General features: G+C 48.6%; 22 protein-coding genes. 8 read left to right on the top strand and 14 right to left on the bottom strand.

Features of this window, described 5'->3' with window-relative positions; translation table 11 throughout:
• Nucleotides 1–54 precede the first annotated feature (54 nt).
• The 5 genes from V1603_RS18425 (at nt 55) to V1603_RS18405 (ending at nt 6,810) form a co-directional block, all read left to right on the top strand.
• Nucleotides 55–1,800 (top strand): hypothetical protein, encoded by a 1,746-nt coding sequence (locus tag V1603_RS18425; protein ID WP_395313049.1) that lies wholly within the window; start codon nt 55–57, stop codon nt 1,798–1,800.
• Between the two features lie 421 nt (nt 1,801–2,221).
• The gene (locus V1603_RS18420; RefSeq protein ID WP_032142592.1) at nt 2,222–3,295 is read left to right on the top strand and encodes a CBASS cGAMP-activated phospholipase; all 1,074 of its coding nucleotides are present in this window, start codon (nt 2,222–2,224) and stop codon (nt 3,293–3,295) included.
• Nucleotides 3,295–4,593 (top strand): CBASS phage resistance system c-GMP-AMP synthase DncV, encoded by a 1,299-nt coding sequence (gene dncV, locus V1603_RS18415; protein ID WP_001593454.1) that lies wholly within the window; start codon nt 3,295–3,297, stop codon nt 4,591–4,593. Before V1603_RS18420 ends, dncV begins: the two co-directional genes overlap by 1 nt.
• Nucleotides 4,593–6,362, top strand: a complete 1,770-nt coding sequence (locus tag V1603_RS18410) for an E2/UBC family protein (protein WP_064375562.1) — start codon at nt 4,593–4,595, stop codon at nt 6,360–6,362. Before dncV ends, V1603_RS18410 begins: the two co-directional genes overlap by 1 nt.
• A gap of 40 nt (nt 6,363–6,402) precedes the next feature.
• Nucleotides 6,403–6,810 (top strand): Mov34/MPN/PAD-1 family protein, encoded by a 408-nt coding sequence (locus V1603_RS18405; protein WP_223340727.1) that lies wholly within the window; start codon nt 6,403–6,405, stop codon nt 6,808–6,810.
• A gap of 345 nt (nt 6,811–7,155) precedes the next feature.
• On the opposite strand, the gene V1603_RS18400 is transcribed toward V1603_RS18405, so the two are convergent.
• Both V1603_RS18400 and V1603_RS18395 read right to left on the bottom strand, forming a co-directional pair.
• Nucleotides 7,156–7,758 carry a hypothetical protein gene (locus V1603_RS18400; protein ID WP_071549951.1) on the bottom strand — a complete coding sequence of 201 codons (603 nt, stop codon included), beginning with the start codon at nt 7,756–7,758 and terminating at the stop codon, nt 7,156–7,158.
• A 9-nt stretch (nt 7,759–7,767) separates the two neighbouring features.
• The gene (locus V1603_RS18395) at nt 7,768–8,127 is read right to left on the bottom strand and encodes a mCpol domain-containing protein (RefSeq protein WP_001593450.1); all 360 of its coding nucleotides are present in this window, start codon (nt 8,125–8,127) and stop codon (nt 7,768–7,770) included.
• An 840-nt stretch (nt 8,128–8,967) separates the two neighbouring features.
• On the opposite strand from V1603_RS18395, the gene V1603_RS18390 reads away from it, so the two are divergent.
• The 3 genes from V1603_RS18390 (at nt 8,968) to V1603_RS18380 (ending at nt 14,506) form a co-directional block, all read left to right on the top strand.
• Nucleotides 8,968–9,915 carry an ArdC family protein gene (locus V1603_RS18390; RefSeq protein ID WP_001593449.1) on the top strand — a complete coding sequence of 316 codons (948 nt, stop codon included), beginning with the start codon at nt 8,968–8,970 and terminating at the stop codon, nt 9,913–9,915.
• Nucleotides 9,916–10,218: 303 nt separating this feature from the next.
• The gene (locus V1603_RS18385) at nt 10,219–10,998 is read left to right on the top strand and encodes a Hachiman antiphage defense system protein HamA (protein ID WP_001593448.1); all 780 of its coding nucleotides are present in this window, start codon (nt 10,219–10,221) and stop codon (nt 10,996–10,998) included.
• A complete protein-coding gene (locus tag V1603_RS18380; RefSeq protein WP_064375563.1) occupies nt 10,982–14,506 on the top strand; it encodes a DEAD/DEAH box helicase in 3,525 nt (1,174 codons plus the stop codon). Before V1603_RS18385 ends, V1603_RS18380 begins: the two co-directional genes overlap by 17 nt.
• A gap of 60 nt (nt 14,507–14,566) precedes the next feature.
• Here V1603_RS18380 and mobC read toward each other — a convergent pair whose 3' ends face one another.
• The 12 genes from mobC to V1603_RS18320 all read right to left on the bottom strand — a co-directional run bounded on the left by mobC (nt 14,567) and on the right by V1603_RS18320 (nt 24,827).
• Nucleotides 14,567–15,313 (bottom strand): MobC family replication-relaxation protein, encoded by a 747-nt coding sequence (gene mobC / locus V1603_RS18375; protein ID WP_001593446.1) that lies wholly within the window; start codon nt 15,311–15,313, stop codon nt 14,567–14,569.
• A gap of 9 nt (nt 15,314–15,322) precedes the next feature.
• Nucleotides 15,323–17,182 carry a type IV secretory system conjugative DNA transfer family protein gene (locus V1603_RS18370; protein ID WP_058683320.1) on the bottom strand — a complete coding sequence of 620 codons (1,860 nt, stop codon included), beginning with the start codon at nt 17,180–17,182 and terminating at the stop codon, nt 15,323–15,325.
• A 746-nt stretch (nt 17,183–17,928) separates the two neighbouring features.
• Complete coding sequence (locus V1603_RS18365; protein ID WP_064375564.1) at nt 17,929–18,234, bottom strand: hypothetical protein; 306 nt, start codon at nt 18,232–18,234, stop codon at nt 17,929–17,931.
• An 18-nt stretch (nt 18,235–18,252) separates the two neighbouring features.
• Nucleotides 18,253–18,555 (bottom strand): TrbM/KikA/MpfK family conjugal transfer protein, encoded by a 303-nt coding sequence (locus V1603_RS18360; protein WP_064375565.1) that lies wholly within the window; start codon nt 18,553–18,555, stop codon nt 18,253–18,255.
• Between the two features lie 49 nt (nt 18,556–18,604).
• Entirely contained in the window at nt 18,605–19,633 is a 1,029-nt protein-coding gene (gene virB11 / locus V1603_RS18355) for a P-type DNA transfer ATPase VirB11 (RefSeq protein WP_064375566.1), read from the bottom strand.
• The gene (gene virB10 / locus V1603_RS18350) at nt 19,623–20,927 is read right to left on the bottom strand and encodes a VirB10/TraB/TrbI family type IV secretion system protein (RefSeq protein WP_064375567.1); all 1,305 of its coding nucleotides are present in this window, start codon (nt 20,925–20,927) and stop codon (nt 19,623–19,625) included. Before virB10 ends, virB11 begins: the two co-directional genes overlap by 11 nt.
• Nucleotides 20,924–21,811 carry a P-type conjugative transfer protein VirB9 gene (virB9, locus tag V1603_RS18345; protein WP_064375568.1) on the bottom strand — a complete coding sequence of 296 codons (888 nt, stop codon included), beginning with the start codon at nt 21,809–21,811 and terminating at the stop codon, nt 20,924–20,926. The genes virB10 and virB9 overlap by 4 nt, the downstream gene beginning before the upstream one ends.
• On the bottom strand, nt 21,811–22,494 hold the full coding sequence (locus tag V1603_RS18340; RefSeq protein ID WP_064375569.1) for a virB8 family protein: 684 nt from the start codon (nt 22,492–22,494) through the stop codon (nt 21,811–21,813). The genes virB9 and V1603_RS18340 overlap by 1 nt, the downstream gene beginning before the upstream one ends.
• Entirely contained in the window at nt 22,487–22,627 is a 141-nt protein-coding gene (locus V1603_RS18335) for a hypothetical protein (RefSeq protein WP_024359940.1), read from the bottom strand. Before V1603_RS18335 ends, V1603_RS18340 begins: the two co-directional genes overlap by 8 nt.
• Before the next feature lie 90 nt (nt 22,628–22,717).
• The gene (locus V1603_RS18330; protein WP_088168363.1) at nt 22,718–23,749 is read right to left on the bottom strand and encodes a type IV secretion system protein; all 1,032 of its coding nucleotides are present in this window, start codon (nt 23,747–23,749) and stop codon (nt 22,718–22,720) included.
• A 72-nt stretch (nt 23,750–23,821) separates the two neighbouring features.
• Nucleotides 23,822–24,097, bottom strand: coding sequence for an EexN family lipoprotein (locus V1603_RS18325; RefSeq protein WP_064375571.1), 276 nt, complete (start codon nt 24,095–24,097; stop codon nt 23,822–23,824).
• Nucleotide 24,098: 1 nt separating this feature from the next.
• Nucleotides 24,099–24,827: a type IV secretion system protein gene (locus V1603_RS18320; protein WP_064375572.1), complete on the bottom strand. Its 729-nt coding sequence runs from the start codon at nt 24,825–24,827 to the stop codon at nt 24,099–24,101.
• Nucleotides 24,828–24,838 lie beyond the last annotated feature (11 nt).

Below are 24,838 nucleotides of genomic sequence, written 5' to 3'. Positions count from 1 at the left end.
TCGACAAAACTGCTGGTCTTAGGGCACGGCAAACAGCAAGCAGGAGAAATCGAGGTGGCAGGTAGCATCATTAACCTTTTTATGTGGGGATATCAGGACAGCTACAGAATTCACATCCAGATTCTGGCACGTAATGTACTGAAAAAATTGGGTGCACCGGCTGATGCAGAAGTGCTACTTGTTGGTGCTCGCCGCCCTGGCAGTAAAAATGCGAATCCGATATGCGTAGAGCCAGAAGATGGTAAGTGGCATCTATCTTTGTTTGAAGGATTGCTGGATTCAGTTGAATCGATTTACAAGAATCATCGGTTACAGAGTATGATTTTTGGTGATGGGCCAAGCATGCGCGACAAGCCAGAGTGGATACGTCGCGACTCAGTGCGAACATCGGTTAGTAAGGCACTTGATGCTTTTGATACCGAGCATAACGTAACGTCATTTTGCGGAGAGTCTAGGCGAATAGACGACTATTATGTCACCCCAGTCATACAGATTCCAAACGACACTTTCGAGAAATTCCCTCCTTTGCTCTCCAATTCTGTTGACGAAAGCCAACAAGGACATGGATTTCGTAGTCTGATACATGCAGCGATGTATGCGGTTCTTCGTGAGGCTACCGAGGAATTGCATAACCCTGATCCAGGAAGATTTATCCATGGCAGTATGAGAGATGCCGAGGAAATAATACGGATTGCTGCAAAGGACTTTCTGCACACCGCAGGCCTCTCGATCGAACGAAGATACATTCATACTGATCTTTTCGATGCTTTGAACCTTGTCTCCTCTCTTATGTACGAGGGGGCGAAAGGCATAGGTCAGCTCATTCTCGTCGATCCAGATAACGAGGCGGTTGAGTTCCTGGCGAAGTTTGTTGAGCCAGTTCCCTTTCGTGAGCCACGATGGGTTCGGAAAGTCTTGCAGATGGCGGCATCAGGTGTCGGCATTATCGCAAATAGTCAGTACATCTATGGACTTGGGAGACTGAAGGAGTCGCACGATCCCAGTGCACAAGATGCGTTCACGGTAGATTTTATAGATCATTATCACTGGCAGTTGTACTGCGGTAACCAAGCACTGCTTCTCAGTCAATATGCTGTGCCCAAACTTCCACAGGAGCCTTTTGACAAAGCTGCCTTCCTGGCAAATTACGCGAGACTATTTCCGTTGTCTTCACAAGATAGTGGATTGCACTTGTGGAACCTTCTGATGACCCAAACCAGTCAGGGGCATGGGAGCATGATTGTCGTTGCGGAAGATGCGGCCTGCGAGGCGAATCGACTTTGCAAGCAAGGTACTAGAATCGTGCCAACTAAGCTCACTGAATCACTCCTTCGAAGTGTCAGCGGTATTGATGGCACAATACTGCTTGATCCTGCTGGTCTTTGCCATGCTATCGGGATTATTCTCGACGGTGAAGCGACCAATGAGTGTACGCCATCAAGGGGATCTCGGTATAATTCCGGAGTGCGTTACGTGCAAACGAGCGGCACTCGAAGGCTTGCGATCGTCGTGTCGGATGATCGAACAGTCGATATCATTCCTCAAATCAAGCGACTGTGCAGTCGTTCAAAAATAGAACAATGTGTCGTAACACTGGAGGCGGCAACGCTCGACAACTATCATGATTCTCGGAATTGGTTAAACGACCATCGCTTCTATATCAACGCTGAGCAATGCGCTCGAATTAATGCCGTACTCGACAAACTAGATGCCGTTCCAAAAGAAGTAGGTCTTATCTATTTTGAAACTGAGAGATTTGAAGTTGACCCAGAGATGGACGAAAGCTATCTCATAGACTGACCGAATACCGTTGCGTGATGTCAATATTAGGTACCTCGTGCCAATATCATGGCCTAACGTTTGTTGGTGTTAGTAGGGATGTTATCGTCGTTGGCCTTATCGTTAGGAATTATCTTGCCTGTGGGGGCTTCACTTTAGGTCAGGCAGGCTTCAAGAGTTTGGTTCATCGGACACTGCCTGATAGTGCCAGTGGATGTCACGTACCGCAAAGAGTCATCGAATGATTCTTCTTCGTTTCAAATGAAGACCTTCCTTTGATTGGATATAAAATGTAAAAATTCTAACTTTACAGGTTAAATCAGTATGTTTTATAGAATTAAAAGTGTTTTATACTAATTACAAAAACACTGATTATTTGTACATTGAAAAGAATAAAAACAGACATATCTTATAGCTATATTCTCTGGTTATGGGGTTTTCAATGTCTGAATTGCATGTAGTCAATGACCATGGAGTACGGCTACTCTGCCTAAATGGTGGTGGGGCCAGAGGGATGTTTACAATCAGTGTGCTTGCTGAGATTGAGAGGATACTTGCCTCTAGGCACCCTGACCAAGAAATCAGAATTGGCGATTACTTTGACCTCATCGCAGGGACATCGATAGGTGGGATCTTGGCTCTCGGCCTTGCTAAAGGCAAGAGTGCTCGCGAGTTGGAATGTGTTTTCTTAGATAAAGCGAATGATATTTTTCCACCAAGATGGTGGCTATTCAATCTCCTTAAATCACTTGTTTCTCCCATTTATAGTAGTAAACCACTTCGACAAACAATTGAAACGATGATCGGTGGTGAGACTACCTTTAATGACCTGGCCCGGAGAGTAATGGTCCCGGCAGTCAATCTTTCAACAGGAAAACCTCAGTTCTTCAAGACACCACATAACCCAGATTTTACCCGCGACGGTGCACTTAAATTGATTGATGCCGCACTCGCAACCTCCGCTGCACCGACGTTCTTTGCACCACACCATTGTGAAGACCTTGGTTCTTATTTTGCTGATGGAGGTCTGGTCGCCAACAACCCCAGTTATATCGGATTTTTGGAAGTTTTCAGGGACATGAAGTCTGATTTTCCTGATGTTGCTCATAAAGACATACACATACTTAATATCGGTACTACCGGGGAAGAGTATTCACTTAGCCCAAGGCTGCTGAGCAAAAAATGGTGGAATGGCTACTGCCGACTTTGGGGCGTAGGTAAAAAACTGGTCCTTACAACCATGACGGCTAACCAACATCTCCATAAAAATATGCTCCTGCGCGAGCTTACGCTCCATGGTGCCTCCGATAACTACACCAGTCTGGATGAAGTGATCCCTAATGAAGCAGCCAGCGACATCACTCTGGATAATGCCACGAAAAGTTCCATTGAAAACCTGCGCGCAAGGGGAAGACAACTCGCTACTGTGCAGTTCGCTCAGAACCAGAAGCTTAAGAGCTTTTTCACTACACCTGCAAAACCCTTTAAGCGCGCAATCGCGCAGGAGAAACTCTGATGCCTTGGGATTTTAACAATTACTATAGTCACAATATGGATGGCTTAATCAGTAAGCTCAAATTGAGCAAGACTGAATCCGATAAACTCAAAGCACTTCGTCAGATCGTACGTGAAAGGACGAGAGATGTATTTCAGGAAGCTCGCCAAGTCGCAATTGACGTGAGAAGGCAAGCGCTGACACTTGAAAGTGTCAGATTAAAACTTGAGAAAACAAACGTTCGCTACCTCTCCCCCGAAGAACGTGCTGATCTAGCGCGACTTATTTTTGAAATGGAAGATGAAGCACGCGATGACTTCATCAAATTCCAGCCTCGTTTCTGGACTCAAGGAAGTTTTCAGTACGATACGTTAAACAGGCCTTTTCATCCGGGGCAGGAAATGGATATTGATGATGGCACCTACATGCCCATGACGGTGTTTGAATCCGAACCGAGCATTGGACACACTCTGCTTCTCCTTCTCGTGGATACATCACTGAAATCACTAGAAGCTGAAAACGATGGCTGGGTATTTGAAGAAAAGAATACCTGCGGACGCATCAAAATCTATCGGGAGAAAACACACATTGATGTACCGATGTATGCGATCCCTAAAGAACAATTCCAGAAAAAACAAACAGCAGCAGATTCAGCACACCTCATAAAGTCAGATTCGGTGTTTGAATCTTTTGCATTGAACCGGGGGGGACGCGAGGCTTATGCCGTTGAGTCCGACAAAGTGAACCTGGCACTTCGCGAAGGGGTCAGAAGATGGTCAGTCAGCGACCCCAAAATTGTTGAAGACTGGTTCAACGAAAGCTGTAAACGTATCGGCGGGCATCTGCGTTCAGTTTGCCGGTTTATGAAGGCTTGGCGGGATGCACAATGGGAAGTTGGGGGCCCTTCATCAATCAGTCTGATGACTGCAGTCGTCAACATCCTCGATAGAGAATCTCATAATGGCTCCGACCTCACCGGGACGATGAAACTTATTGCCAGGTTGCTGCCTGAGGAATTCAATCGCGGTGTGGAAAGTCCCGACGATACTGACGAAAAACCATTGTTCCCTGCGGAAAGTAACCATAACGTGCACCATAGAGCTATCGTTGAAACTATGGAAGGTCTGTACGGTATTTTACTTGCCGCTGAGCAATCAGAAAGTCGGGAAGAAGCGTTACGTAAAATCAACGAAGCATTTGGTAAACGTGTGACTAATGCCCTATTAATCACGTCAAGTGCTGCAGCTCCGGCATTTCTCAATGCACCATCCAAAGAGCCATCATCTAAACCAATCAACAAAACGATGGTAAGTGGCTGATGAAGGACGGGCAGCTCCATCAAGTGATGACGGGATGCGGGTATCGCTATACGCGTGCCCGCAATCTTCCTGAAAAATCGATTCTGCACAGCAGGGAGCGAGGTGCAGGATATTACACGAAAGAATACGCGACTGATGCCGGTAATTTTAATGTTGCATTGGTGATTCATCCCGACCCTTTCACAGAACTGCCGACAGCATTCATTATTGAGCAACCTGAACAGTTCAAAAGTTGCCTTATGCCCCATGTCGCCCTGGAAGGGTTCCTTTGCTATGTTGAGCAGATGGAAGCAGACTGGGATTCCAACGATCTGGAAGCGACATATAAAGAAGTTGATGCACAGATACACCAGACCCTCATTAATTCGGTATCCGCTGCTACGCAAGGGGTAAATGATAAGAGAGAACTGGAAGGGGAGTTTGCTGCATACTGGCGTCCCAGCGAGACACTCTTTCTTCTGTCAAACGCAAGTCGGGGGACCACACTTAAAACCTCTTTGGCAAAATTACTTAAGTCTGATGGAACTACCAGACAGGAGTACATAACGGTTGAGGAATCATCCCCGGAGGACTCGGAAGCCGTTATGACCAAGTGGCTCAAACAAAGGTATTTCCCCAGAACTTCGTTAAAAGAAATACCCATCAGCACGCATTACATTTCTGTAAATCCCAGCCGTCTAGCCGGGATGAAATGGCCACCGGCTTCATTCCGGGACTTACTGGAATGGCTTGAAAAATCAGACCACAATGCCAGAGATAGAGTCATTGAAAACATCAAAGCCGAAGGGAAGAAAAGGTACATTTTTCTCTTTGATGTTTTAAACCAGGACATCTTAGCTATCTATGTTGAGTTCAATGCGCAGTCTGTTGATTTCAGAAGGTACCGGAAGTCAGCCAAAAACTCAACGGTCAAGCTTGCGGCGATGTTGGGTGGCAAAAGTGTTTGCACGGAATATCAAAGGCTGGGTGTCATTCGTGCTGACATTGCGACGCTCCTTAGCCGGAATACACGACGGAAGGGGGCAGTAAGTCTTTCAACAAAGCGTATAGCGTTGATAGGTTGTGGAACAATTGGAGGGTATCTGGCCGAATTATTACTACGCAACGGAGCCGGATGTGGTAAGGGTTATCTGCATCTTTATGATGATGATATCTACAAACCCAGTAATTTTGGCCGTCATACCCTATCGTCACATGATTTCGGGTGGCCTAAATCCCTTTCACTTGCGGCAAAGCTACAGGAGTCTGTGCATTTACAGACAAAGGTTGTAGGATTTATGGAACAATTCCGTATCAGCGCAGATGAAATGCAGAAGTACGACATCATTATTGATGCGACAGGACGCCCACCTGTGTCAAAACGCATCGCTGCGGTGGTTAGACAGATTCCACTGGAGCAAAGACCATATATTATTCACGCGTTCAATGATGGCAACGGCCGGGCATCAAAAGTCTTTATTGATGATGGCCGAAGCTGTTACGGGTGTATGGTTTCTAACCCTGCAAAATACCATAAAGGAACCGATTCAAGGTTTAATGATCTTGATATATCAAGCGAAAAAAATAAAAGTTGTGGCAGCACTTACACCCTTTATGATGCAGCAGTTAGTAGCATAACGTCATCTCTGGCCCAGATGGCCGTGTTAAGTACTCTAGAACCAGAGTTAAAGTGGACTTACAATGAACATATCCTTGAGGGGGGGCGTTCGCTCAGACCTCAATTTTTGCCACATCAGCCGAATTGCCCTGTGTGTAATGAACATAAATGAATTGGTATTCATCGATAATTTTGACAATCATGTAGTGGTCATGAGCGAAGTCGTTCGACTGCTCAAGTCATATCGCCAAATGCAATATGTCAGCACAGAAGCTGGAGGGGTTCTGATAGGAGAACGCCGGGGACCTCACATCGTTATTACTCACATTTCGGAACCAGGGCCGGGTGACATCAGGACACGTAATCGGTTTGAAAGAAAAGGTGACCATCATCAGCTGAAAGTAGATGAACTGTTTGAACAGTCAAATGGCTTTCTTGTTTATTTAGGCGAATGGCATACACATCCCGAAGATTTTCCTCAACCGTCTTATACAGACATGAAATCTTGGCTGACTGGACTGATCGCAACAGAGACAATGCTCCTGATTATTGTAGGCAGAAAATCTGAGTGGGTAGGAATAAAAAACGGAAATGATATAAAAAGTATAAGAGAGAAGTAAAAAAATAGATGAAATTGTTGAGTTGCACTCATTTTTCAGATATTAGTCATTTTTAACAGTATAGTTTATGTGTTAAAATAAATTTAATATGATGGCTATTTTGGGGGCATCTAATGGGGAGAGGACGAAAAAAACACCACTCGAATTTCCCTCGCAATTCTTTATAAGTGGAGTCTTCCATAATAATCAGTTTCGATGGAGTATATGAGGTATGCAGGGGTATTTTTCTAGGGAAAATGGCTACTGAAAGGAGTTTTTCCATGATTAATATATCAGTAGCGCGAATTATCCTTCTATTTTAAAAGAACGAACATGGCTGGTTGTGGTAATTAAACATTCCGAAAGTTAATAAAAAGATATATCGGAGTCAGTGTTAAGTGATATTCTTTTTATTGATATTCTCCCCACGGATTTTCTGTCTGTATAATATCGACCGGAAAGTTGGAGCGCATTGTTACTTTCAATTACGTCGAATATAGTCGAGCCAATATACTCGCTCCAACTAGGGTTTTTAGGGGTTGATTTATATACATAATACAATTTGTTGTTATCCAGTTCCTTAGTTGGCGTTGCTTCTAGCGTAACAGATTTAACTGTGGGGCCGTGCATTTCTATCTTTGTTACAAGGAGTGCTTGCTTTATTTTTGCGCGGACTTCAAATTCATCATTTGTTTCTGTGATTATATGTCCAACCCAAATTCCATTTAAGTCAGGATATATGTCTTTCTTGAAAAACCTTATTGTTCCCCATATTAGTCTTGATATCTTTGATGAAAGGAGAAAGAAGTTTATGATAATGGATGCTAATGATGATATTGATAACAATTTGAGCAGGCTTAAGTCAGAAGACAGAACTGTCTTAAAGATCCAAAATGAAAGTATTGTGACAAACAAAGAGATTAGTGATACCGTTTTTAACAACCAGTCAAATCTTATTATTCTAAACATTTCGCACCACTATAATATGTCTTTGTAAATAGAAATCATATTCTTACCGTTGCTTTTAGAATTTAACAGTGCAACATAGGCTTCTCTTAGATTCGCTCCCACACCAGCTGAAAATGTAATTTCGTCAAAGGAATAGGATTTTATCTTATCAAAAACAAAGTTAAGATTGACCTCGTTGTCTGTTTTCGCTGTAACACCATCTGCGGCTTGGAAAATTATCTCAAATCCATTGGATAAAAGCATTTTAGATATTTTTTTTGTGGTATCATTTAATTTGTTGCTTATGTATGTCAACCTCTCTTCTGAGTTGGATAAGTATGATGAGGTTATTTTTCTCCCCACATCATCGCCATCTATCGCTATGTACATATTAACTCCAAACTAACATGGATTATTATCTAAGTGGTTATATTATATCAACCCTGAATGCTTAGTTGCAAATGAATTTATTTACTTAAAAACGTTGCGGTTTAAATTGTATTTATACCCGGCCAAAACGAGGTTTGTATTTTAAATTTTTTTAATTTTAATGGGTTTAATCCTATGTCTTGTTAAATACATCAAGTGTGTTGAGGTTTTATATGTTCAATGTGGCGATTAATTCAATTGTTCTGCTTGTAATCTACACTTAAATGATAATTATTAAATCTTTACACTAAAGATTTCTCATGACATTGGCATTATAATTAAGTGAAATAATATACCTGTTAAGCCCTTTGAGAATGATTCTCCGGTTACGGTGCTGTGGCCATTTCCAAGAAATCTCTCACCCCAGATCTAGGTGGTGGTGGATAGACTGGATGCTGCGTTCAATAATGAGACAGCCCGGCTCCGGTTGTAAGTGATGCCGGAACGAGACAATTAATTTAAGAACAAACCGCCCCCGGTTAGCAGGATCGTCTCGTCCGGCAGGAAAGCATGCTAACACCTACATGAAGTCCCTGTCAGTGCAGGCCCCAGACTCAACACCACCAATTTACTTTTCACCATTGCGAAGTAAGGGGCGCTACGCCCGGCTATGCAGGGGCAGTTTTTCTCCTGTGCGCTTTTCGTTCCTGTATCGGCTTCCTGTTAATCGTTTCCCAACACAACCCGTCCTGCAAGGGTAAATGGCACGCTTGCTGCGCCCTTGCAGGACAGAACGATGCCGGGAAAGCGAACCGTCAGGCGATACGAAGACGAAAAAAACACACTGACGGAGAAAAAATCATGACAATTTCCCTGCATAACCCCCGGACAAGCGCCCCTAACACCGCAGCGGCGACCAGCATATCCCCGCTGGACCCGTCAGGCTCCTCAAAAACGAAATTTTCTAAAACCAGAACGGATATTTATCAGACCGTTACCGACAGCATCATTGCAGCGCTAGAAGCCGGTGTGAAACCTTGGTCATGCCCGTGGCAGCGTGTATCCGGCATGTCTGGTCTGCCATCGAATTACGCCACCAGCATAGCCTACAGCGGTATGAATATCATGTTGCTATGGTGCAGTGCATCAAAACAGGGTTTCAGCGATTCACGCTGGATGACCTACAAACAGGCACAGGCAGCAGGTGGACAGGTTCGCACACGTGAACGTGGCACAACAGCCATTTTCTACACCACCCTGGAGAAGGAAAACGCCGCCGGAGAAGTTGAACATATTCCGATGCTGAAAACCTTTACCGTGTTTAACGTTCAGCAAATCGACGGCCTGGCCCTGACAACTGAAACTGTCAGCCCGGAAGCAACCTTTGACCCGGTGCCGCAGGTTGAGAACCTGTTACGGAAGAGTGGCGCAAACATCATCGAGAAAGGACAAAACGCCTTTTTCAGCCCATCAACAGATGAAGTCTGGCTACCGGAGCGCCATCTGTTTTCAGATGCGGCTAATTTCTACGCTACAGGTCTGCATGAGCTGATTCACTGGAGTGGTGGCAAAAAACGTCTGAACCGTGAAATGAAAGGGAAGTTTGGCAGTGCGGATTATGCAGAGGAAGAACTGATAGCAGAGCTGGGAAGTGCCTTTCTGATGGCTGATCTTGGCATTGAGGGAGAGGTACAACATGAAAGCTATATTGCTTCCTGGCTGAAAGAGCTGAAAAACGACAAGCGTTATATTTTCAAAGCGGTCAGCGCAGCCTCTAAAGCACATCGTTATTTGATGGACAAAATCTGAGCCGCAAGGTCTCAGGGCCGCAAAGGAGTGTGGCTTTCCGTGCTGGGATAGGCTTAACCGGTAACGCTGTAGAGGTATGAGTGAGACGGAGCGGAGTCGGAACGAGCACCGAACAATCATACCTCTACAGCGGAATAGTGCATTCTATGCGTTGATTATGGTGTCTGGCATTAGAACTTCTTTTAAATCTGAGAGTTGAAGCTCTGAAGTTATGTTGATCGGACGGTTGACAATAAGATATTCTGGTGTTTCTCCCTCCTTGGTTCCGTACTACCAAAAAGAAGACCATATAGAGGAATTAGTATGGCAAATTTCGAGGACTGGTGTGATTCGACAGAGCGTAATATCAGCGACCATTATTTGCAGTCAATAACGGCCAGGGATGCCGAGTGTATGTTCGGCGTTCAGGTTATGGCCGCGCTAATACCTGAACACTATGCGTCACCAAGAAATATCGCTAACGCATTTGAAGCTCTAGGTAAACCGGGGCTGGCGGCATACATTGCTGGAAAATTGCCTGAAACGAAACAGATTCGTTCCGGTGATTTGGGTGAGATATTTGCAACTGAATGGATAAATGCACGTAGCAATGGCTATAAAACGCCTATAAAAAGATTGCGCTGGAAAGATCATCGCAATATGTCGATGCGTGGTGAGGACGTCATTGGTATTTACATAGATCAGTCTTCTCAACAACTTTTTTTCCTTAAAACCGAAGCGAAAAGTCGCGCCAAAATGACGGGAGAGGTGGTTTCTGAAGCCCGTGATAACTTGAATAAAGAGCAAGGGCTGCCATCTTCACATGCCCTAATGTTCATAGCAGATCGCCTGAATGAACAGGGTGAGGAGCTTTTGGCTAAAGCGATCTTAAATGCAACGCTTCGGCAAGGAATTGTTCCAGGATGCGTCCGGCATCTTATCTTTCTATTATCGGGCAACTCTTCAGAAACTATGCTGACCACTTCAATTGAAAAGTATACAGGTCAAAATAATCAGTGGGGTGTTTGTCTAAGAATTGCTCGCCATGGTGAGTTTATTGCCGCAACTTTTGAAAAGGTGATTAGCGATGCCAGCAACAGCTGATGAAATTATCGAAGCTATTAAGGAAGCTTCAGCTGTAGGTTTTCGCGGGCGCCTGATTGCACGCGGGCAAGCCCGGTCGGTGATCTGGCGAGACGGTGACTTGCCGCCGGATGCACCGGAGTTTAGCGCACTGCTCAGTCAGGACCTTCAAGGCTATGCTTATGCCCTAATCGATCTCGGCCTTCGTCTTCGAGAACTTAATGGAGACGACGCCTATGCGCGAATTGCTTTTGAACAGGCCGGAACCGCACTCGAGTCGGCTATTGCTAAAGGAAAACGAGACAGCCGGGATACAGATTTTCACTTCGTAATGGCTGCTGCAAGCTATCACCTTGCGCATCTTTCAGCACGAGCCTATTCGTTACTCGCAATGGTTGGTCAGGATGATAATTTTTCACCAATAGAGAGGGCTCTTACACAACTGATCCGGCGTGATTTGCGTACTCTGCGCGATAATGCGTTGGGCTTTCGGCTCAGAGGTGATGGCAGTGACGTGAAAATTACTGAAATCCTCCAGGCTCGCCTAAACTTGCCGCAAGACGAGAACGGTGACAGTGAGTCAGAGGAGGACATCCTTTTTGATGGGCTTGATTTGGCACTGACTGACGCCTATATGTCGGCCATTTCTCTCTACCTTCTCGCTGTAGAAAGGGGAGAATCACGTTTGCTTTCCAGGGCTATTGAAAAATTAAGAATTAGTCTAAGTATATGTGCTCAGTTTAATATGCTACCCCAGTGGTGGCTAAACTTTATTACCATTCATCTGTTATCTGACCTTTGGTCAGATACATTCCATGAAAGATTGCCACTGGTTCCAGTTGGTGGTGACGCTGCTGAATGGCCCGTGCTTCGGGAACTGTTTATTGCACTGCTTCAAAGACGACCTCGAGCCGAAATTGATCTCTGGCCATCGCAGAGAGAGGCCGCCGGACGCTCTGTTAATGACAATGACGATTTGGTTGTTTCGTTGCCAACCAGCGCTGGAAAAACTCGTATTGCTGAATTGTGTATTCTTCGCTGTCTGGCGGGTGGCAAGCGTGTTGTTTTCATCACCCCGCTTCGTGCGCTTTCTGCACAAACAGAAGCCACTCTCTCCAGAACATTTGGGCCGCTTGGGAAAACAATATCAATGCTGTATGGAAGCATTGGCGTAAGTGGTATGGATGAGGATGCAATTCGCCAGCGTGACATCGTCGTCGCCACGCCTGAAAAACTTGACTTTGCTCTCCGGAATGACCCGTCAATTATTAATGATGTAGGACTTTTTATTTTTGATGAGGGGCACATGATTGGGGCCGATGAACGAGAGGTTCGGTATGAAGTTCAAATTCAACGGCTGTTGCGCAGACAGGATGCCGATACGCGCAGAATTGTCTGCCTCTCGGCAATTCTACCTGATGGTGAGCAACTCGATGATTTTGCCGGTTGGCTCCGTCGTGACAAGCCCGGAGGACCAATCAAAAATAATTGGCGACCGACCCGCTTGCAGTTTGGCGAGGTCATATGGTCCGCTCCAGCAGGTCGGCTTAATCTCAGCGTCGGTTATGAGGCGGCTTGGGTATCGCGTTTTATCGTCAGCAGACAACCGCCAAAGGTTAAATTACCTAATAAAAAGCAGCGAACAAAAATGTTTCCCTCTGATAACAAGGAGCTCTGCTTAGCGACAGCCTGGCGTCTAATTGAAGATGGACAGACCGTACTTATCTACTGCCCACTTCGCCGGAGCGTCGAACCGTTTGCCGAGACAATTGTCGATCTGCATCAGCGCGGACTACTGCCATCTTTATTTGATGCTGCCCCGGACATTCTGGATACGGCTATCTCGCTGGGAGAAGAATGGTTGGGGGCACACAGCCCGATACTTGCCTGCCTACGGTTGGGCGTGGCTCTTCATCATGGCGCATTGCCTACGGCTTACCGCAAAGAAATCGAACGTTTGCTGCGAGATGGGGTACTTAAAGTGACGATCTCATCACCGACGCTAGCACAAGGTCTTAATCTTTCGGCAACAGCTATCGTCATGCATTCTCTTCATCGGAATCGCGAGCTTATCAAAGTGTCCGAGTTCAGAAACGTCATAGGCAGAGCAGGGCGCGCATATGTAGATGTTGAAGGGCTGGTGATTTATCCAATATTCGATAAATTAAATAAACGCCAGACTAACTGGCATACCCTCACATCTGACACGGGGGCCCGTGAGATGGAGAGCGGACTAATACAGCTTGTCTGTGTGTTATTGATTCGCATGCATACACGGCTTGGTGGGGATTTAAAAGCACTCACTGAATATGTGACCAACAACGCCGTAGCGTGGGAATTTCCAGAAATTATGACCGAATCTCCGCAAGAAAGAGATATTGCGCAGGCCATCTGGGAAAAACAACTTTCAACGCTTGATACTGCTATTCTGAGCCTTCTTGGTGAGAATGATATCCCGGATGACCAGATTGAAACTGCTCTTGATGACATTCTTCAGTCTTCACTTTGGCAACGCAGTTTGCAGCGTTATAGGGATGAGAATGAACGGATTTTGCTGAAATCGGGACTCCTGTCCCGCAGCCGCTACATCTGGCAGCGCTCAACGGCATCAGGGCGCCGGGGGTATTTCCTGTCGGGGGTAGGACTTACAACCGGGCTACGACTTGATGCTATTGCCGCTAAGGCCAACCAACTATTGATTGATGCGAATGCGGCTATAATGGGCGGTGATGCCGAAGAGGCAATTGCTGCTATCACGGCGCTCGCTGAAGAGGTCTTTATCTTCTATCCGTTTATACCCGATCCATTGCCTGGCGACTGGAGAGGTATTTTACGTTCCTGGCTATTGGGTGAACCCATGACTAACGTCGCGAATACGCAGGCGTCTGAAACGCTTCAATTCGTCGAGAATGGGCTGGTGTATCGACTTCCGTGGGCAATGGAGGCTATTAGGGTACGTGCAACAGCTAATGGAGACCTCATAGGTGCTACAGATACCACGCTAGACGATTATGAGTTAGGTTTTGCGGTTGCTGCTGTTGAAACAGGTACCTTGAGCCGTTCGTCTTCACTGCTTATTCAGGCGGGTTTTAGCTCTAGGCTTGCAGCCATAAAAGTGGTTACAGACACTACTGCCGATTTTCAATCCGGCCAGGAGCTTAGAAGGTGGCTGAACTCTGAAGAAGTGATAAGCCGCACGGATAATCATGACTGGCCTACACCTGAAACCAGAGTGATGTGGCTGGAATTCTTGGGTAGTCTCAGCCCCAAAGGCAGCCAGGTTTGGAGTCGTCATCGTTATAACGGAATGGTGGACTGGAGAGATACTCCGGCAGTGATCGGCACACCATTGCAGCTTTACACTGTTGATGGTATTCATCACGTACTGGCTGATGATGGCACTCCTCTGGGAAGTATAAATGGCAGAATTAACACAAACAGAAGAGGTCTTCTTAGAGTTGAGGTGGATGATGAGAATGGTCGTGCCATGTTCGATTATTTAGGACCGGACGACTTTATTTCTACCTGATTTCTGGTTCGAGCGACTTATGATTGGTGCATGCATCTAGCGTAATCGGTGAGACCGTAGCTATATATTGTTATCCAAGTTGAGCCGTTGCAACTCGTCGAGCGTGTAGACGCGGAAGACATTCCGGTGGCGGGTTTCCAGCGGGATGTGTTGATGGTTAACGATAACGTGTCTGATGCTGTCAAACAGCCGTTCAAGGCCGCGCTTTTTCTGCGGGTCCGGCACGATATAAAAAACGTAAATCCAGTCTTTCCGGGTCCGGGCCAGTAAATGGCTTGCGATGATTGACTGGTAGCGAGCTCTGGTTTTCAGACGGCGCTCGGTCTCAATGGCGATCACGGTTCCGCAAGGGAGAGTGATCAGCCCGTCTGGCCGGTGATTGACCTGATAACGGCTGAGGAAGGTCGTGCGATCGCCGTTTATCCAGCCGGACGCGCCTTTTTGCTCAAGGATGATCCGTGCCGCCTGATTATCAAGGTGATGTTCCAGCGTCCAGCCGGTAATCTTTGAAGGCTCAAATCGTGCGGGGAAAAGCGCATCGTCGGGGGTTAACACAACGGCCAGTCCGTCACTGGTTATGCCCCACAATGAAATTTTTATTGTGCGTGATACCAGGACATGCTTTTGTATTAACCCCATTCTCTCGACTTTTGAAAGAAGGGTATAAAGCGATTTATGATCCCGGAAACCAAATAGCAGTATCAGCGTTTTAAAATCGCTGTAGGTTTCTTCTTTCAGGAAGTTCAGCAGTTGTTTTATTTTTTCTCTGTTGCGTGTCTGGCGTTCTTGATATGTCGAAATCAGCATAACCGCTCCTTAAAAATCCAGCGGGGACAGGTCTTTTTCATCATCAGGTTTTGGCTTTGTCGGTTTTACTTCGCTTTTGTCGAAGAAAAGAGCCGGGTGCGATGCCATCACATCCAGCGCGGTTGGTTTATCATCGTCGCCAAAATCCAGTGCGATCTTCACCGGTGCCGCCGCTGCGGCAATATCAGGGGAAACAGAAAAGGTTTTTAACCGGCGCTTTCTGACCTTTATCGGTGAAATCAGGGAGGCAGAAGGTAGCGTTGTTGTCGTAAAGATAAAACTGACAAAATCAGGCAGGTTCAGGATCATATTGCTGTCAATAAAAAAACGCTCGGCCTGGCGGATTGTGCGCTCACTGTCGATGGTTTCAGTGAGCATATTATCCGTCTTAGCCTTACGGAGTTCGTCATCCACCAGAATCGTTCCTGACATTCTCGCTATCCAGTCTGCTGTATCCGGATCCATAACCCGGTAAACCAGTTTAAATTTGGCATTTTCAACGACCGCACCGACAACGGCGTCGCCTTTCAAATCTGCCGGGCAGTCTTTTAAATCGGCAATGGACTGGTGATCCATAATAATATGCACGCCTTTATCCCGAGCCGCGCCTAAACCTTCCAGCGCTGGCCTGGATAAATGGTATTTCAGTTCGGAAAGATAAATAGCAATGGGGCGGGGTACGTCTGTTACACGTTCGCGCCTTTCTGCTAACTGGTAAAGGCGAACCAGCAGCATACGCTGAGCGGTAATGATTTTGCTGTTTCGCATGGAGCCGATAACATAACAGCAGCCACCTTCATCAAATATTTTTTTGAGTGAAAAACCCTCCGGTGAATTAATGGCATTGAGTAATGCCAGCTCCTCAATCTTGCCAAAAAATGCTTTGATTTTTTCGGCAATACCCTGAACGTAATCACCGTTATAAACATCCCGGATTGTTGTCGATGGATTATCGCTGACAAATTGTGCGGCCATACGGGCGGCTTTCCGGTCGTCGATCCGATAAAAGTCAGATTCCTGACCTTTTTCCGCCAGACTGAAACCTGCAACGAACAATTCTTCCAGTTCATCTGGCGTAATATCTTCAATCAGGTTTAGCTGGTATTGCTGTTTTCGCAGGTCAATTAAGGCAAAGGGTTTTCCTGCATCCTCGCAGGCTTTCCGATAAAGGTGTGGAGCCCATTCATCATCCTTGGGGTCCATAACAAACACACCTTCACCGGCCAGAATACTTTGATAAAGCAATATGCCGGTGGCAACACCTTTCCCAGCTCCAGTGGTGCCGATAATATCCGCGTGTTGTTTCTGCCAGTCTTTTAACGGGAGATACATTGGTTCGTTCTCCCTGTCCATGCCAGTAAAAATGCCTTTATTCAGGTCAATATAATCCAGCGGATCATAATGCAGTGTTTCCGGCAGCAGGGACTTTACGGTGCGGACATCGGTGCGCAATTCGCGTTCAAGGGTAGTTTTTTTAACAAGATGTTTCTTTATTTTGTCCAGTTCCGGCGTGAATACCCGGCGAAGCATAATATGAAAAATAATTCCGGTTACAGTGAAAGCAATCCGTACTGACCAGACCAGTACCGTATTATCACTGGTGAGTCTGGTCTTATACAGCCACTGGAAGGATCCGATAACTATCGGGGCCAGTGTGCCAGAGAGAAAACACAGCAGGGAAAAAGCGATAATCAACCTTTTCCATAACGGGGCTTTCTGCCGTTCATCGCTTTTCATTGATGCAAAAAACGGCATCGTCAGCCCCGCTAATAATGCCAGCACCAGTTGTTTCTGTTGCACAAAAGCCAGCACCGCCAGCATCCCGTTCACTATCGGGGACAGTGAAGCGGTAAGCTTATTTAAAATCATCATGCCTCCTTCGTCAGCGATTCGCCCCATGACATCGCCCCATCAATTCGCCCCACGGTGTCGGGCGAAAAGACGGGGCGAGCGTATGGGGTAAAGAAGGTGGCCGCTGTGCGGCCGTGTACCGGAAAGCATGCTTCCCTGCACGAAACGGCGTGCGCCAGTACATGCGGGCTGGACGCCCTTATTGCCTGTCGCATGGGGGTAATGTCGCGGCTGGACGCCACGCCAAAACCCCCAGGGTCAAAGGCGGCACACCGTCGCACGCTACGCGCGACCACCCCCTTTAAGACGGTCGCTTTCGCCTTTTTCTTCCCTTTGCTCGTTCCTCGCAGCGGGAATAAAAGGGAAGCTGACCTTTAAAGAGGGTGGTCGCGCCACGCTACCGGCTTTTGGCCGGAGACTTAGCCGCGACGGTGTGCGGGGCTATGCCCCCCAAATAAAGCGCTGTCGTGGGCGACAGCTTTTCGCTCGCTGGGGCGGCGAAATTTATTCGGCTCCCCCCGGCCGACAAAATCCGCGTGGGCGCGGCTGTTTGCCGGTGAGGCTCGGTGCCTGAACTATTTTCGCTCCTTAACCCGCGAAAATAATTCTGTCCGCTGCCTCATTTTTACGGACCGCATTTCTTCACTCCTTAATCCGCGAAAAATGTGGGGCCGTAAAAACCTGAAAACCACCACGCCTTAAGCCTGATTCGGCTGAAATGTTTTGGCGCTATAGGGGACCTGCTAATAAAATTAAGGCAGGGGTTAATATTGGCTCTCGCGGATTTCTCTGATGATGTTGGAATAACACTGACGACTTTCTTTAATGCTGGTTTCATTCAGCGTAAATCCTCGCCGGTTAGCTTCTTCTATCAGCGTTATTTTGTCAGTGGCGTTCAGCGTTTGCAGTAATTGCAATAACCGGCAGACAACCCGGTAGTGATAAATTTCATAATAAAGGCCGCATCCGCGCATCGCCTCATTTTCAATATGCTCAATAACACAGGCTGCGCGCATGGAATCCCCGCGCTGATGTGTCCCGGGATGCTGAATAAAACCCGGTTTTGTCATTATGACTACCTCCGTTCATTAACCATGCATGCGGCCAAATTTATTGATAATCTGGCTGATAATTGCCGGGTCTGCCGAATCACACTCAAGTAAGAACGATTTTCTGGCATCGGCAGTGTGGTCCGGCAGAAAACCGTGCTTGTTCTTTTTGATGATATTAAAGAATGCACGTTCAGCAGAATGGCATTCATTGCCGCCGCCGTTCCCGGTGGTTTTACCGTACATGCATAACACCACTTCACAGGCGTCAGCGGCCATGACGGAGGTTGAATATGACGCCATAATGCAGAGTAATAATGCGGAAAATATTGCTTTTTTCATTTCGGTCACCTTCATATTTAAACGAGGGTTGCGTAATTCGATAAGTTATTTATTGAAGCCCTTTACTGAATACACCTCTCATGTCATTGAGATGAAGGGGTTTAAAATAAACATCACTCATCCGGCGTATGTCACCGTGAATATCAATGCTGACTATCACATCAACGCTCTTAAGCACCTTGCGTAACAGCACGTCGAAAGGCATGTTCCGGCAGTCGGGGTTTTCATAGCAGCGGTCAATTAACCCTTCAATACATTCTTCCGGGCTGCCCGCATGCAGGGAGGTCATCAATCCCTCATGCCCGGAACCGACGATTTTCAGCGCATCCCAGGCTTCTTGTCCGCGAATTTCTGCCAGTAACATCCGGTCAGGGTTCATACGATAATTGGCGCGTATCAGTCTGCCGGGCGTGATAATGGCATTATCCCCGGCATCCGCCGGATAAAAGAGATGGACATAATTGGTGTGGTGATAGAACCGGATTTCGGGATTATCCTCGATGGTGGTCAGCCTGAGGTGCCGGGGAATAGAGTGCAGCAGCGTTTTCATATAGGTGGTTTTACCGGAGCCGGTTTCACCGACGATAAAAATCGTCTTGCCGTATTCCACCGCTTTTTCCATAAAGCGGGGCATATCCTCACTCTGATAATAGCGGGTCAGTTCAACATCTTTGCCTTCCGTTCGCTCCTTACCGGTCACCCGGTTATAAAATCCCGCATCAATCCATGACTGATGTGTTTTCTGCCCAAATGCGGGCTTGCGCAGCGTAATAGACACGGTGTTACGCTCACAGGCCGGGGGAATAATGGCCTGAATGCGCTCGCCTGATTCAAGCGTGGCAGAAAGGATCGGCGAGGTGTCGTCGATATTATCTTCCTGCCAGGACGCCAGCGCTCTGGCAAAGGCGTAACACTGACGCAGCGTAATCGGGGCTTCATGTCTTCGCCATTTCCCCCGGATTTTGGTATGCAGTTCACCCGGCCGGTTAACGGCAATTTCCGTCAGGCCGTCCTGCGCAATAAACTCACCAAACAGCTGGTTTTTCATAAAATCCAGCGACAGGTTTTCAGCGTTCATACCACCTCTTTTTCAGTCGCAGCCGCCAGACGGATGAGAAATCAATATCGGTGCCGGTCATGATGCCAATGACATCACCCTGATTCAGATACAGGGTGGGCGGGATATTGATGCTGTTATCCAGCGTCGTTTTCGCCATTTCCGCCGTGGCGGCGCGGGTGTTTTCGGTGTAGTCGGTATTGCGGTCTTTCCCCGGGGCAGCATCCGACGCCGCCGCTGCCACGTCCTGCACCGTACTGAGCATCAGGGCATTGCCGAAGCGCTCCCAGAAGTGATTGTCGATCCAGCCTGAGATCCCCGCCTCGCCGAGCGGGCCGCTGGCCTGCGTGTTGCTGAGCGGGATTTGCAGGCTGCCGGGCTCAGGCGTGCGCAGCTCCGTCCACAGTACAAACATCCGGCTGCGTCCGTGTTGCAGCGCCCCGGTGCGGTAGATGCCACGGGCGATCGTTCCCGCCGGGATCAGCGTTACATGGTTGCTGGCGCTGTAAACATCTTCACTGATCAGGCAGGAAATATGCCCCCCGACATCGGACACGAAGCGCCACATCATCGAACACGGGATATAGCGGTCCACCGGGATATAGAGATCAGGATCGAGACCCAGTCGTCTGACGCCGGTGACACGGGCGACGCCCGGATTGTCGTTGTTACCCGATTCCGGCGCGGCAGTCTCCGGGCAGCGAAGGCTGCCATCCTTTCCCCTGGTCAGTACTGATGGACAGGATGTGTACGTTGTGGATGATGACCCACTGTCGGATGTTTCTGCGTGGCTGCGCGTTTCACCCGGGGACGTGTGTGCATTATCGCCCGGCATTGTTCGGGCGTTGTTCACCCCGTCAGCCAGCGCGGCTGCCTTGTTCAGGGCGGGTGGGGCCGGTGGCAGGGTGGGTGCGGAGGAGACGGTCTGGCTGAGAGGGTCTGTTCCGTCCTGTGTGTGCGGCCCGAACAGGCCAAACGGGTTACTGTCCATCCCCAGATTTTGACGCTCATGAAGCGTCTTCCCGGCGGAGGGCGGCGGCGCGGTGTTGGCTTCTTTCTCATTACCCCCTTTCAATGCACTGAAAAGACGATCGCCGCCGGATGCCAGGGCGATCACCAGAGTCAGACTCAGCAGGCTGACGATCAGCGTGCGGCGACCGGATACCTTACGAAAACGGGTCACTTCCGGCTGGCCGGGGGATGTTCTCTGCTCCGGTTCCTGATACGCCATTGCCGCACGGGCGCGTTCGCGGGCTTCCGCTTCCCGTTCTGCGGTGGTTTTTTCCGGTTCGTCCGGGACAGGTTTATCGGTCATTTCGCCTCCAGCGTAACGGACGGTGAAACAGTGTCGCTACGGGTTATCGGGATGCGCCCGAATCCGTCGTTTTCGATCCCCACCACCGAGGTGCCGTAACGCAACACCAGTTGTGGCGCTGCCGGCACCACCATCACGGTGTAATTACCCTGCTTAACCGTCCGGGGCGTGACTGCCTGCTCCCGTCCGTTAACCACCCGGAAAAAGGAAGGCAGGGTTCTGATGGGGGAAAAACCGATATAAGCAAAACGACCATCATCCCAGGCAAAATCCGGTGCGATGGAGGCGGAACCCGCGGCTACCCGTTTGGTGTAGCGCCAGTTGCGTGGCGTGCTGGCCTGTCCGAATGCCGACGCTATCTGCTGCTTCTCCTGTCTTTCCCGCTGCTGCGTCTGACGCGCGGCGCTGGCGGCGGCAGATTGCTGGCGAGCCTCGGTCGGATAGTGGAAACGGATAACGAACGCCTGCGCGGGGGAATCGTGGTCCAGCACGTTCAGCTCCAGGCTGTAATCACGCTTTGAGGTCACCACGAAGAGGTTGGTCTTCCAGTCCTTTGCCGTGGGCAGGAACACCTGGCTGACGTTGTTGCCGCTGGCGTCCGTCACCGGCTGGGTGATGGGGTTCGGGCTGACGCCGACCCGGTTATCACTTTTCGTCACCGTCCAGCCTTTTGGAAAACCCGCTTGCGCATCAATCACAGCTTCACCGTCGTCGAACAGCAGCGTGGTGACGTAGCCAGGGCGGGTATTCACCACGGTGGCGTTCTGGCTGTTATACGATACGTTCTGCATCCGGCTGTCATAGGCGCTGCCGCGCGGGGTGGCGGCGCTCCATGTCGCGCATGACGCCAGTAAGCCGGTCAGGAGCAGGATGTTTTTCAGCATCATTCGTTCCTCAGTTCTTTATCGCGCTGGTAGCTGGTGACGATAAAGCCCAGCGGGTTCACTTCACGCTGACTGTCCGTCAGTTGCTGATGCGGGACATACCGGTAAGTGAGGCGGATATTCCAGAAGTCCGTTTTCACTGAATTATCAGTAATACGGCGAAGGGTGCGCTTAATACGCAGTGTTGCCAGGTTATCCGGTCCGGTGGCAGGCGCATGCACATTAGAAATAATGTCGATATAGACGACATATTCGGCTTTATTAAAAATAACGTCCGGAGCCTGGTCGCCGTTAAACCCGTCCAGATAATCCCGGTTCACGCTGTCGCTGTTAAATAACTGTATGTCGTCGTAATCACGCTGGAGGGAGAAATAATTATATCCCTCACGGAGTCTGACATAGTGTGCCGCCAGTGAATGGGCCAGCGCTTTTTCAGACGCAATATCCCGCTCTTTAATGCGGGTCATATACTCATAACGACCGGTCTGCTTGTTCACCGACCACAATTCAATGTCAGTGGTTTTCAGCGGCAGCAGAATAATCATGGCCGTGATCGTCAGTGCAGCCAGAATCAGCCCGGCAGCGGCCACCCGCCAGGCGGTTTTGCGGGAACGCTCTTCCTTTTCCAGCAGGATGGATTCAAAAGAGCGCGAGACATTAATGATGCGCTGAATATCAGACATGGTGAGTCAGCTCCTGAATGATGGCGGGGGAATTCACCGGCTGGGGATCGCCGGACACCGGCGGGAGGTCGCCCTGATGCTGCGCGCAGCCCGTAAGCGCGCACAACACCAAAAACAAGATGCTGAATTTCATGGAAGCCTCTTTTCGGATTAATGCAGGAAGGCCGCACCGCTGGCTGAGGCCACGGCGTGACGGGGAAATGAGATTAACGGTCGGGAGGAATTAACGGTGACGCTGCTGGTTCTGGCGTTTCATGCTGTCAATGGCGGTGGCACGTTTCTGCCAGGCGCTCATGGTTTTGCCCGCCCCTGCGGCAATGAATCTGCCGGTTGTCGCGGCTGCGGCCATGCCACCTTTGGCGGTCAGTCGGCCCCCGGCCTTTATGCCGGGTCCGGCGACGTCGGCAGATTTGCTCGCCAGCCCGCGCAGTCCGCTCATGGCTGCACCCTGTAACACTGCCTGCACGGCGGCACCGCTCAGCGCAGTGGCTATTTTCGCTGAAAAATACACCACGACGCCTGCGGCAATCCCGGCCAGCAAACATTGCGCCGCCAGGGTCACCATATTGCTTTCAGCAGACGTTGCTGTGGCGGCATCCAGTATTTTATTCAGGTAGTTGATGGCGATCCGGACAGACAGGGCAGAGAACATGATCGTTAAGATTGCGGTAAATAGTGTTTTCAGCCAGTTATCAAACATGGGTTTAAGAAAACCGTACAGCAGGCAGAAAATAAAGAGTGGGGCGGTGGTGGTCATTAACAGAATGGTGATTTCGGCGAGCAGGTTGACAAAGGTTGCAGCCAGTAACAGAACGATTGCTCCGCCCCAGACCAGCACCTCGGCAAAACCGCCATTCACTTTAACGTAGGTGGAGGTATCGAGATTAAACAGCGTTTGCCCCAGCGCTTGTGCCTTTTCCCACACCGTGTCGAGCAGCGCCCAGACATTATCATCGCCACTGATGCCGTCCTTAAGCCCTTCAATGGCCGCAATGATGGCATTTAGCCAGCCCTCGCGGTTTAAAACAAAGGTAGTAATAAGCAACATACGACCCACATCCCAGACAACATCCTCAACCGGTGTCTGGAGTTTACCGCCCAGCGTCTGATACCCGCGATACGTAATAAACAGGGTGAAAGAACTGACGATAATCACACTGATTAGGGTGCCGTAGGTAGAAGACTGACCTTCTAACACGGCATTGAGTCCATCCATGATGTTTTTGTCCATACCAACAAAAATACCACCGGACATGGTGCCTCTCATTAGTCAGGAACAGACAGGGGATAAAAACAGGGAGGGTCCCTGTTTTTGTTGGCGGGGTTCTTACTGAGTTACGGATTTTCTTTTTTGGGCTTCCTGCTGAAACAGCGTCTCGAATTTTTCCCTGATGCCGGGTTTGCCTGTCTGGGCAAACATGAGTGCTGCCCGGTGCGCAAACTCGCAGTTGTCGCTTGCCTCGCCATCCGTGAGGCATTGCGTATAGACCTTATAGGTTTCATCGGGATGTTCTTTATACCAGGCTTCTGATTTCGTCTCTTTACAACCTGATAAAACGAGAATGCCTGACATGACGCATAAGGTTAATACGGGTTTTAACATGTTAACCTCCCTGTAGAGAGTTCAGATCGGCAACGGGCGCAGTTAATTGCTGTTGCTCAAAGGCTTTCTGTTTTTGCTGTTCCAGCAGCGTTGTTCGCTGTTCAGCCTGTTTGACTGACATTTCCCACTGGCCGGTCAGCGCATTTAATTGTACGCTTTTGGCCGCGATGGCGTTAGCCAGGTCCTGTGACTCTTTCGAATCCTGCGCATTAGCAATGCGGTCTGATAAATCCGATATATCGTCGAGCGTGCCCGTGATCTTGTTTTCAACCTCGGACGTATTTTCTATCGCTACGGCCTGATTCAGGATCATCTGTTTGCAGCTGTCCAGATAGCGTTGTGAAGCGCTGGACGGGTTACAGGTATCGAACGTTTTATATTTGTTATACAAGCTATTCAGTTCAGACGAATATGACCCGCTCTGGTTGCTCAGCAGGTCATCCAGTGAAATACCGTTTTGACGAAGATTTTCAATATCGGTGTTCAGGCTTTTGGCCTCGCGGAGAAATGCCTGAACGTCACGCACGCCCGTTGCCGTGGCTAATTGCTGCTTGTAGGCATCAAGTTCACTTCTGTAGTGGGTGACGGTTTCCTGCCACTGCTGGAGTTTCTGGATCCACTGATTCATGGATTCGGTATTCTGTACGGCGTCGAATACCGGTATTCCGGCACTCATCGCCTGGTTGGAAATAAACAGTGATAATGCCAGTATGATATCTCTGAACCGCATTTTTATTACCT

Origin of the sequence: Enterobacter sp. ECC-219, from assembly GCF_043966805.1 — a bacterium.
GTDB classification, from domain to species: Bacteria; Pseudomonadota; Gammaproteobacteria; order Enterobacterales; family Enterobacteriaceae; genus Enterobacter; species Enterobacter cloacae_N.
Note: the sequence above shows the minus strand (reverse complement) of the source record. Positions and strands in the feature narration are given on the sequence as shown.